7 protein-coding genes are annotated in these 10,404 nt (G+C 63.3%); all 7 read right to left on the bottom strand.

Going from position 1 to position 10,404, the window contains the following annotated elements; translation table 11 throughout:
- Window positions 1-144: 144 nt before the first annotated feature.
- Window positions 145-327 (bottom strand): DUF6124 family protein, encoded by a 183-nt coding sequence (locus tag ACW9IN_RS23485; protein ID WP_457368052.1) that lies wholly within the window; start codon window positions 325-327, stop codon window positions 145-147.
- Window positions 328-370: 43 nt separating this feature from the next.
- Window positions 371-775 carry a hypothetical protein gene (locus ACW9IN_RS23480; protein ID WP_457368051.1) on the bottom strand — a complete coding sequence of 135 codons (405 nt, stop codon included), beginning with the start codon at window positions 773-775 and terminating at the stop codon, window positions 371-373.
- Between the two features lie 280 nt (window positions 776-1,055).
- Complete coding sequence (locus ACW9IN_RS23475; RefSeq protein WP_457368050.1) at window positions 1,056-1,511, bottom strand: chemotaxis protein CheW; 456 nt, start codon at window positions 1,509-1,511, stop codon at window positions 1,056-1,058.
- Window positions 1,504-7,320: an Hpt domain-containing protein gene (locus ACW9IN_RS23470; protein ID WP_457368049.1), complete on the bottom strand. Its 5,817-nt coding sequence runs from the start codon at window positions 7,318-7,320 to the stop codon at window positions 1,504-1,506. Before ACW9IN_RS23470 ends, ACW9IN_RS23475 begins: the two co-directional genes overlap by 8 nt.
- Before the next feature lie 124 nt (window positions 7,321-7,444).
- Entirely contained in the window at window positions 7,445-9,496 is a 2,052-nt protein-coding gene (locus ACW9IN_RS23465; RefSeq protein ID WP_457368048.1) for a methyl-accepting chemotaxis protein, read from the bottom strand.
- Window positions 9,493-10,017, bottom strand: coding sequence for a chemotaxis protein CheW (locus ACW9IN_RS23460; protein WP_457368047.1), 525 nt, complete (start codon window positions 10,015-10,017; stop codon window positions 9,493-9,495). The genes ACW9IN_RS23465 and ACW9IN_RS23460 overlap by 4 nt, the downstream gene beginning before the upstream one ends.
- Window positions 10,018-10,028: 11 nt before the next feature.
- Window positions 10,029-10,394 carry a twitching motility response regulator PilH gene (pilH, locus tag ACW9IN_RS23455; RefSeq protein ID WP_016976047.1) on the bottom strand — a complete coding sequence of 122 codons (366 nt, stop codon included), beginning with the start codon at window positions 10,392-10,394 and terminating at the stop codon, window positions 10,029-10,031.
- Window positions 10,395-10,404 lie beyond the last annotated feature (10 nt).

Genomic DNA, 10,404 nt, shown 5'->3' with positions numbered 1-10,404 from the left:
TTGCCTGCGATAGCGGTGTGTCATCTGGCGATAAGTCGACTGATACTCCGCCATCGCAGGCAAGCCAGCTCCCACATTTGATCGATGGTGTTTGTTAAATAGCGGTCCCAAGCAGGGAACGATCAGTCCCTGTTTGGGACCGCTTCAAGATGCAGGCGACGGGCTGACTTGCTCCAACGCTCTATCAACCAGCATCTGCCCCAGCTCCGCCATTTGCTGGATGCCGAGCAGGATTGCACGCTGGGAGGTGTCCAGGTCGAAGGCCAGGTTGCAGGTGAGTGCGTTGAGGGAAGACAGGGTTTCGCTGGCTGCACACAACAAGTTCATGCACAGCCCAAAATCTCGCAGGAAAAATCCGAAGCCAATCGGTCTACAACCTCATGTCTATGCTCACAGCACCCAAACCTTCGAGCGGATAGCTGCGGTACTCATAAACTTCACTACGAACAATGAGGTGGATGACACCATCCACCTGACTCACTTGGACATCAGGCTCTTTGGTTTTCAAAAAGGGATGTGCCGAAACCAGCGCTGTCAGTATCTCCTGATCACTGCCTAAATCCTTATGAACGTAGTACCTGTAGGAAAACCCCACTGTCGCATCGCCCTGGCCGTCACGGGCGCCATAAATCGAGCTGCCGTTGCCCAAGGAGTATTTCAAAACCACTTCGTCCAAATCCGGTGTACCGGGCGACATGATCCAACTGCCCCCAATGTAAACCAGGCAAGCCACGAGCAGCCAATTACGCAGTTGCGCCTTTAGCGATACGGCCATTTTCGGATTCTTTCTGGAAGTGAGAAGCGCCGAACCTAGTCATTTCACCCAGGCCTGAAAACCCAGCAAATCCAGATAAAGAACTCGACTACGGCAACTACATCCAATTCCGACAAGACTTCTGGATTTGCGCGGATCGATTGATATCTGGAGACAAACGCAATTCAGTGTGGGAGCTGGCTTGCCTGCGATGGCGGTGGGTCAGCTGTTGATGCAGTGACAGACAAACTGCTATCGCAGGCAAGCCAGCTCCCACATTGGATCCTAACAGGGATTAGGTTCAGGCCAGACCTGACTCCACCAGCAAGGCTTCAAGCCCCATCAGGTCCGGCACCTTCGCCACATGCTCGCCCACTTGCACCGCCGCCAGTTCCAGTGGGCACAGCGGCACGTCCACGTAGCTCAGCTCGCTGTCGAGCTTGTACGAGCGGGGGATCCCCTGGATCACCAGCGCGATGAACTTCAACGACGGTCGCCCGCCCAGCGCATTCAGCACCACGATTCGCGAGCGTTCGCCGATCACGATGGCCTCGCCGCACACCGCTTCGAAGCTGATCAGCGGCAGTTGCCGATCCCGCCAGGTCACTTGCCGCAAATACCACGGCGGCGCATCGCTGGCCGGTTCGCCGCGCTGGAAGTCGATCAGCTCGGCGATGGCGACGTTGGGCAGCACCAGGTGGCGGTCGGCCAGGGGCAACAGCAGGCCGGTGAGTTGGCTGGTGCGGTGATCAAGCATGGGACTTGCTCCAGTAGGCGATGCTCTCCAGCAGCACCGATTCCTGATACGGCTTGCCGAGATAGTCATTCACGCCGATGGCCATGGCGCGGTCGCGGTGCTTCTGGCCGGTGCGAGAGGTGATCATGATGATCGGCAGGCGCATCAGTCGCGGATCGTTGCGCACTTGCATGGCCACTTCGAAGCCGTCCATGCGCGGCATTTCGATGTCGAGCAGCATCAGGTCCGGCAGGTGTTCTTCGAGCACGGCAATGGCGTCGATGCCGTCTTTGGCGGTGAGTACGTTCATGCCGTTGCGTTCCAGCAAACGGCTGGTGACTTTGCGTACGGTGACTGAGTCGTCCACCACCAACACCAGCAACGGGCGCTTTTTCAGCGGGTCGTTGAGGATCAGCGGCGCGTCGGTCACCCGGGCCGGCAAGGCCGGTTGCCGGGCGCGAATGTGCGCCAGCAGGTCGATGATCAACACCACGCGACCATCGCCCAGAATGGTCGCCCCGGACAGGCCCTGCACAGCGGCAAACTGCGGCCCCAGGCCCTTGACCACGATTTCCCGCGTGCCGGCCATGGCATCCACGTGCACCGCCACATGCCGCTCATTGCACTGCACCAGCAAGAGCGGGACCGGCTGGTACTGGCCCAGCAGCTTCGGACGGTTGACGGTGTGCAGCAGGTCGCCCAGGTAGAACAACTCGTAGCGCTGTCCGGCGTACTCGTAGCTCGGCGGGTCGAGCTGATAGTGCCCGGCCAGTTCATGGGGCAGCACGCTCACCAGACCTTCGATGGTGTTGAGGGGTATCGCGTATTGGTCGTCCGCACATTGCACCATCAGCGCCCGGTTGACCGAGACGGTAAATGGCAGGCGAATGCGAAAGTGCACGCCCGCCCCCGGGGTCGACTCAATGAACATCGAACCGCCCAACTGACGCACTTCCTCGTGCACCACGTCCATGCCCACGCCCCGTCCGGAAATCTGCGTGATCTTCTCGGCGGTGGAAAAGCCCGGCTGCAGGATGAACTGCAACACATCACGGTCGCTCATCTCTTGATGCGGACCGAGCAAGCCACGCTTGATCGCCTTGCGCCGCACCGCTTCCAACGGCACACCGGCGCCGTCGTCGCGCATGTCGAAAACGATGTCGCCACCTTCGTGGGTCAGGTCCAGGGTGATGCGGCCTTTTTCCGGCTTGCCCGCCAGCAAGCGCGCCTCCCGCGGCTCCAGGCCATGGTCGACGGCATTGCGCAGCATGTGCTCCAAAGGCGCCGCCATGCGTTCCAGTACGTTGCGGTCCATCTCGCCCTCGGCGTTGCCGACGATGAACTCCACGTCCTTGCCCAACTCGCCCGCCACCTGGCGCACGATGCGCTTGAGGCGCGGCAACATGCGCTCGAAGGGCACCATGCGCGTGCGCATCAGGCCCTCTTGAAGCTCAGTGTTGATGCGCGCCTGTTGTTGCAGCAGGTCGTGGGCATCCTGGTTGCGGCTGTCGAGGGTGTCCTTGAGGTCGAGCAGGTCGGAGGCCGATTCGGACAGCGCCCGGGACAACTGCTGCAACTGGGAATGACGGTCCATTTCCAGCGGGTCGAACTCTTCGTAGCCCAGGCGCTCGGCCTCGGCCTGCTGGCGGCTGAGAATACGGCCCTGGGTTTCAGTGTCGAGGCGGCGCAGTTGGTCGCGCATGCGCTCGATGGTGGTCTCCACTTCGTTGAGCGCAATGCGCGCGTCGTTGACCTGCTGCTCGATACGCCCACGGAAGATCGAGGTTTCACCGGCCAGGTTGACCAGGTCATCCAGCAGCTCGGCGGAGATTTTCACCATATCGGCGGCAGGGTCCACCACCGCCTCAGCCTTGCCCGCCGGCAGCGCCACCGGCATCACCGCCTCTTCACTCGGGTGCACCAGGCTCTTGATGCGTTCGATCAGTTTGTCCACCGAGCCCACCGGTAAACCGTCCGCTACCGCGTCGATCATCTGGGCCAGGCGGTCGTGGCAACCTTGCAACAGCGCGAACAATTCGGGGGATGAAGCCAGTTGGCCGGCAGACAGGCCCTCGTAGAGAAATTCCAGTTCATGGGCCAGGTCACCGATCGGGCCGATCTCGACCATGCGCGCACCGCCCTTGAGGGTGTGCAGGTCGCGCAACAGGGTTTCCACTTCCTGACGGTTGCCGGGCTCGGCCTGCCAGCGCGAGAGCGCCGCGCTGGAGCTGTCGAGAATGTCGGCGGCTTCTTCGAGGAAGATCTCCAGCAAATCGGGATCGGCACTCGATGCCTGGGCCACAGGGGCCGGCGTCGCGGGCGAACCGCTCTGTCGCAGGGCCCGCAGCTTGTCGACCAGTTCAGTGCTGTCACTCAAGGGCTGGTGCTGCTGTAACTGATCCAGCTGCAAGGCCAGCCGTTCATGGCTGTCCATCAGCACGAGGGACAACTCGGGGGAATAGCTGTAGCGCCGGTCCACCAACCCTTCGTACAGGCACTCCAGCTCATGGGCCAGGTCGCCCACCGGGCCGATTTCGGCCATGCGCGCGCCGCCCTTGAGGGTGTGCAGGTCGCGTTGCAACGACGACAACGGCGCCAGGCTGTCCGGTTCCAGCAACCAGCGCTTGAGAGACTGCCCGGCGCTGTCTAGGATATCCACGGCCTCTTCAAGGAAGATCTCGACGATCTCGTCGTCCACGTTGGAGCCTTGATCCAACTGCGCGGTGGCGGCACCGAGTTCGGCGATACGCGGAGCCTGGTGGCCGTCGGTACTGATCAAGCCCGTGGCCGATGGGTCCAGCGCACCGTCCAGCAACTCGCGCAGGGCTTCGACCCGCGCCGGTGCCGGGCTGATTTCCTGACCGGCGGCCAGTTGGTCGAGCATGTTGATCAGTGCGTCATGGGCCTGTTCGGCCTCCAGGAAAAACCGCTCGCTCACCGCCAGGCTGCTTTCTTCCACGGCGCCATACAAGTCGAGCAAGGCTTCGCACAGCGCGTCGATGGCGTGCAGGTCAGCGAGGTGCGCGCCCTCCCCCAGCGTCGTCAATTCGTCCAGCAGTGCGGTCAGCTCCTGACGCTCGCCGGGGTGCTGCTGCCAACGGCGCAGCAGGCTTTCGGCATCGAGCAGGATGTCCATGCCCTGGGCCAGGAAGTTGGCGATCAACTGCGGATCGCGCTTGATGCGCAGGCCGGTATTCGGTGCGTCGAGCAGCGCGGCAAGCTGCTGGTCGAGCAGGCCCTGGGTACGCTTGATCAGGTCCTGCGCACCGGGGATGGGCACCAGCGGGTCACTGTCCAACTGGCGCAGCCCGCGCTGGAACACGCCTTCGGCCTCCAGCAGCAACTCCACTTCGTCCAGGTCCAGGGGCAGGCGGTGGGCCTTGTATTCGCGGGTCAGGTGATCCAGCGGTCGCGCCAGTTCGGCAATCGGCAACACGCCGGCCATGTAGGCGCTGCCTTTGAGGGTGTGCAGGGCGCGTTGCAGTTCATCGCTGACTTGCAACGGCACATGCTCGGCGGCCTGTTGCAGGAAATGGTTGAGGCTGTCCAGGTGGCTCTGGGCTTCGTTGCGGAAGATCTCCAGCAGCATCGGGTCGTGGCCTTCGGCAGCGGCTTGCGTGCCACTGGCCAACGCATGGGCGCGAGCCGCCAGGGCGTCGACTTCATCCCGCTGGCGCTGATGACCGTTGGCGAAATCGGCGATCAGCTCCGGCAACAGCGCCACCGCCTCGTCCAGCACCTGTTGCACCTCGGGGCCCAGGGCCACGCTGCGCTCCAGTACGCGGTTCAGCAGGTTTTCCACGGCCCAGGCCAGCTCGGCCAACACCAGGGCACGCACCATGCGGCCACTGCCCTTCAGGGTGTGGAAGGCGCGGCGCATTTCGCCCTGGGCGGTCTTATCGGTGCTGGCCGGCAGAAAGTGGTGCAGCACCTCCAGCACTTCGTCGGTTTCTTCGAGGAACACGTCGCGCAGTTCGTCATCGACCGGCTCTTCACTGGCCGGCGGGGGCAACAGACTGCCGGGACGTTGCAGTGCCGGCGGGTTCAGGCGGGAGGTCGGGCTGGCCAGTGCGTCGAAACGCGATTGGCTCTGCGCAGCGTCGATGGAAGGCATGTCGGGCGCAGCTGTCTGCGTCGGGCGCCAGGGTTTCTCGGCAGGCAGGTAACCCAGCACAGCCAGGCCTCGGGCGGCCAGCTCCAGCACGCGTTCACCGGGGGCATCCGGGTCCTGGAGCATGCGCTCCAGGTAATACTCCAGGCTGCTGATCACATCGGCGAAAGCATCCTGTTGTGCCTCGGAAGGCGTGGCATCGCCGGCCATGAAGTGCTCGTCGACGTAGTCGGTGCAACCGCGCATCAGGCTGGCCGCCCGTGGCAGCGGAATCATCGCCAGGGCGCCGCGCACCTGGCTCAACAACTCCGGCAGGGACTCCAGGCGCTGGCGGTCCCAGTCTGCCTCGATGCAATCGATCACCAGTTCCTTGGCCTGCTTGAGGCACTGGCAGGACTCGCGGATCACCAACTGGTGAATCTGCGTCAGGTCGGTGGTGGGCAGGCGGCTTTCTTCGCGGCTTTCCGGCTCGACGGTACCGACCATGCCCGCCAGCGTGGCTTCGACGTACAGCAAGGCACCGGCGACATCCATCAACACCGCGTCGTTGGGTTCGCGCTGACCCTGGGCCAGGCTCAGCACCACCGCCAATTGGTCGATGATCACTTTGCGCGGCTGGCCGAAGCCAAGCACCGCCAGGGTATCGGCGATCTGCCGCAGCGGCGCCAGCAGTGCATCGAGGTCGCTGGTGTGCTGCCGGTCGCTGCGCACGAACAGGTCGAGGCGCTCTTTCACCCGCACCAGTTCTTCACACAAGGCCCCGAGCACCGAGCCCATGGCATTGCGGTCCGGTCCGGCCAGGCGGGCGCGCTCGGCGTCGACCACAGTGCTGTCGGGCAAGGCCTCATCCAGGCCATAACGTTCTTTCAGGCTTTGCATGCGCGGTGTCGGCCGAGTGACCTTGGCCACATAAAACAACAGGCTCTTGAGCAACTCGTCCGGTGCCGGCTGGTTGATTCCGCCGATGCCCTGGGCCAGCAGGCGCTTGAGTTGCTTGTCGCTGGCCTTGAGCAGGCTGCGCAGTGCCGGGCTATTGGCGATCACGCCGGTCAGCATGCCTTCGACCAATGCCGAAGTGACTTGCCACAACGGCAACAGCGGCGCGCCCTGGCACAGGGCTTCCAGACGCGCGAAGACCCGCGCCATGTCTTCCAGGTTGCTCGGGCCATGGTCTTCCCGCAGCAAACCGGCCAGGGCTTGTTGCAGCAGGTGGTGCCATTGGCGCAACTGGTCGGCCAGGTCGGGTGCCGCCCGTTGGGTCAGGGCCTCATCGGGCAACGGCGCAATCGACAGCAGCTGCGGGCTGAACAGGCTGGTCTCCGACAGCAGGCTTTCGCCCCTCGCGCTGCGCAGGTCGTTGAGCAATGGCAACACCACCAGCGGCAAGTCACGGCGAGCGCTGTGCACCCGGTCCAGGTACAGCGGCAGTTGATTGAGGGCCTGTTGCAGCAGGCGGATGCCTTCGTCGCGCTGGCCAATACGTCCGGCCTGCAAGGCCAGGGCCAGCTCTTCGAGCTCTTCGGCCAGCAAGGCGGCGCCGTAGAACTCGACCATCTGCAACGCGCCATGCACCTGATGGATACCGGCCAGGCAGTCGTCGATGACGCCGCTGTCACCCGTTTCGACAAACGCGTCCAGCGCCGAACGCGCCTGCTTCAAGGTGTCGGCAATGTCGCCCTTGACCCATTCGAGGGCCACGTAGTCGTGCCGATCAACCATAACTGCTCCGCTTAGAATTCGTGGGTTGCTGGTGTTGCAGAGATCTCAAACCGAATGGAGATCCAATGTGGGAGATGGGTTGCCTGCTCCCACAGTTAGACTGTGGTGTTCTTTAGAATGCATTTCAATTGTCGGCCTGCTTGGGCGGCGGCAACGTGAAACCCGACACCGACCTTCGCAACTGGCTGGCCATTTTCGCCAGGTTGCCGATGCTCTCGGCAGTCGCCGTAGACCCCGACGAGGTCTGGGTGGTGATCTGCTGGATCACGTTCATGGTCAGGGAAATCTGTCCCGCCGAACGGGTCTGTTGCTGCGCCGCGTTGGAAATGCTCTGGATCAGCGCGGCCAGGGTTTTCGATACGCCTTCGATCTCTTCCAGCGCCACGCCGGCGTCCTGGGCCAGCCGTGCGCCGCGCACCACTTCGGTGGTGGTCTGCTCCATGGAGGTCACGGCTTCATGGGTGTCGGTCTGGATCGCCCGCACCAGGGTTTCGATCTGGCGGGTAGCCGCCGAGGAGCGCTCGGCCAACCGCTGCACTTCATCGGCCACCACCGCAAAACCACGCCCGGCGTCGCCGGCCATGCTGGCCTGGATCGCCGCGTTGAGGGCAAGAATGTTGGTCTGGTCGGCAATGTCATCGATCAGGCTGACGATGTCGCCAATTTCCTGGGACGACTCGCCCAGGCGCTTGATGCGCTTGGCGGTGTCCTGGATCTGTTCGCGGATGTTGTCCATGCCGTGGATGGTGTTGTGCACCACCTCGTTGCCCTTGTTGGCGATTTCCACCGAACGCTCCGCCACCGCCGACGATTCGGCGGCGTTGGCCGACACCTGGTCGATGGACTGCGCCATTTCGTTAACCGCGGTGGAAGCCTCGGCAATCTGTTGGGCCTGATGCTCGGAAGCCTGGGCCAGGTGCATGGCGGTGGCCTGGGTGTCCTGCACCGCGCCAGCGACTTGCCCGGCGGTGAGGTTGATGGTGGCGACCAGGTCGCGCAGTTGATCCACGGAATAGTTGATCGAGTCGGCGATGGTGCCGGTAAAGTCTTCAGTCACCGAAGCGGTCACCGTCAGGTCGCCGTCAGCGAGGTCTTCGATTTCATCGAGCAGGCGCATGATCGCGTTCTGGTTGCGCTCGTTCTTCTCGGCGGTCTCATGCAGTTGGCGGTTGGTTTCGCGCACCATCACCAGGCCGATCAGGATGATCGAGGTCAGCGCCAGCAAGCCCAGCACGTAGCCACCGATGGTGTCGAAACTGCGCCCGCTGGCGAGGTTTTCGAAACCGGTGGCCAGGTGCGAGGCCTCATCGAGCAGGGTTTGCGAGAGGTTGAAGATGTTGCTCGCCGAGGCGCGCACCTGGAACAGCTGCGGCGAGGTCTCCAGGATTTCATCCACGGAGCCTGAAACGAACTCGAACAGTTCGGCGATTTCCGCCAGCCGCGCCCGGGCGTCATGGTCTTCGACCTGGCTGATGCGCAGGCCCGGATTGCCCTGGAGCATGCCGTTGAGTACCTGGCCAAAGCGGTTGGCATCGCGGCCAAAGGCATCGGCGGCCTGAACCGCTGTATCGTCGCCGGCGAGCACGGTATTGACCGCCCCCAGAATACGTTCGGCCAGCAGTGACTGGCGCTGGGCCAACGCCACCTGGCTGGCCGGGGCACCGCGTTGCAACAGGATGTCGACCACCTTTTCCGACTCCATCTGCAATTGCGGCACGGTTTCAGCCAGGGTCGCGGCCACCTGGTGCAGCGACAGCACGGTCTGTTCACTGGCCAGGATCGCGTCGGTATTTTTCAGTAGCGCTTCCCAGTCGGTCTGCACCGCGCGCATCTCGGCACGCACCGCGTTGGGCGCCGCCGGCAGGCCCGTCTCGAGGTCGCCTTTTTTCAGGTAGCCCCAGCGCTGGGCAAAGTCGTTGCGCGCGTCAGACAGCAGCTTGAACGCGGCAGCCTTGCCGGCGGCGGCTTCGGTGGCGTTCTTGGCGATGCGCTGGGACAGCACGCGCAGCTCACCGGCATGGCCGATGTACTGTTTGTCGTAGGTGGACTGGGTGTTGAGGTACGCGAAGTTGGCAAACAACAGCATGATGAACACGATCAGCGCGATGAACAGCACGATGATCTGCGAGCGGCTGCGCGAACCGGCCTGGGGTTTGAGCGGGGTGGCGGTGGTCATGCGGCGACATCCATGAAGCCTGGAGCCTGGGCCAGGGCGAAAGGGCTGAAGACCTGCCACGACGGGTCGCCGTGGAAACGACCCGTGATGAAGGGGGCGTCGGTGGCGATACTCGTCACCCACGCGTCTTGTTCGAAATGCTGCATTCCCGCCACCTCGTCCACCAGCAGCCCGACAAACAGGTCATTGAATTCCACCACCAGCACGCGCCGCTGCTTGCGCGCCCGGGACAGCTCGAGGCCGAGGAAACCGCCCAGGTCCATCACCGGCAGCAGACGCCCGCGCAGGTTGGCCACGCCTTTGACCCACGGCTTGACGCCGGGCATCAGGGTACAGCGCGGTTCGTGCAACACCTCGGCGACTTCGCCCATGGGCGCCACGTACCACTGCTCTCCCAGGCGAAAACCGATGCCGCTCCAACGCTGCAAACGGGTTTCCTGGGAAGGCAGGTCGGCGGCCAGCAGGCGGCAGCGACGGTCGATGTCCAGCAGCAACTCGAACGCGGTTTGCGACTCGGTCATGATGCCTGCCGTCAGCCGGCCAGTACCTTGTTCAGGGTGGCGATCAGGGTTTCTTCATCCACCGGCTTGGTCAGGTAGTCCTTGGCCCCCTGGCGTGCGCCCCAGATCTTGTCGGTCTCCTGGTCCTTGGTGGTGATGATGATGATCGGGATGCCGTTGGTTTCCGGCTCCTTGGACAACTGGCGGGTGGCCTGGAAGCCGTTGAGGCCCGGCATCACGATGTCCATGAGTACCGCATCGGGCAGTTCCTGGCGGGCCAGGGCCACGCCGTCCGCACCGTTTTCGGCCTTGAGGACCTGGTGGCCATGCTTTTCCAGCATGCCGGTCAATTTGTACATTTCGGTCGGCGAATCGTCGACGATCAGAACACGTGCCATGGTTTTCCCC

It is taken from the genome of Pseudomonas sp. SDO5271_S396 (genome assembly GCF_054071795.1).
The sequence above is the reverse complement of the archived record's forward strand: the minus strand, read 5'-3'. Positions and strand labels throughout refer to the sequence as shown.

What these genes read in the sequence shown, in the direction of transcription:
- ACW9IN_RS23480 (WP_457368051.1), bottom strand. Translation starts at nt 775, where the DNA reads ATGGCCGTATCGCTAAAGGCGCAACTGCGTAATTGGCTGCTCGTGGCT.
- ACW9IN_RS23460 (WP_457368047.1), bottom strand. Translation starts at nt 10,017, where the DNA reads ATGACCGAGTCGCAAACCGCGTTCGAGTTGCTGCTGGACATCGACCGT.
- pilH (WP_016976047.1), bottom strand. Translation starts at nt 10,394, where the DNA reads ATGGCACGTGTTCTGATCGTCGACGATTCGCCGACCGAAATGTACAAA.
- ACW9IN_RS23465 (WP_457368048.1), bottom strand. Translation starts at nt 9,496, where the DNA reads ATGACCACCGCCACCCCGCTCAAACCCCAGGCCGGTTCGCGCAGCCGC.
- ACW9IN_RS23475 (WP_457368050.1), bottom strand. Translation starts at nt 1,511, where the DNA reads ATGCTTGATCACCGCACCAGCCAACTCACCGGCCTGCTGTTGCCCCTG.
- ACW9IN_RS23470 (WP_457368049.1), bottom strand. Translation starts at nt 7,320, where the DNA reads ATGGTTGATCGGCACGACTACGTGGCCCTCGAATGGGTCAAGGGCGAC.
- ACW9IN_RS23485 (WP_457368052.1), bottom strand. Translation starts at nt 327, where the DNA reads ATGAACTTGTTGTGTGCAGCCAGCGAAACCCTGTCTTCCCTCAACGCA.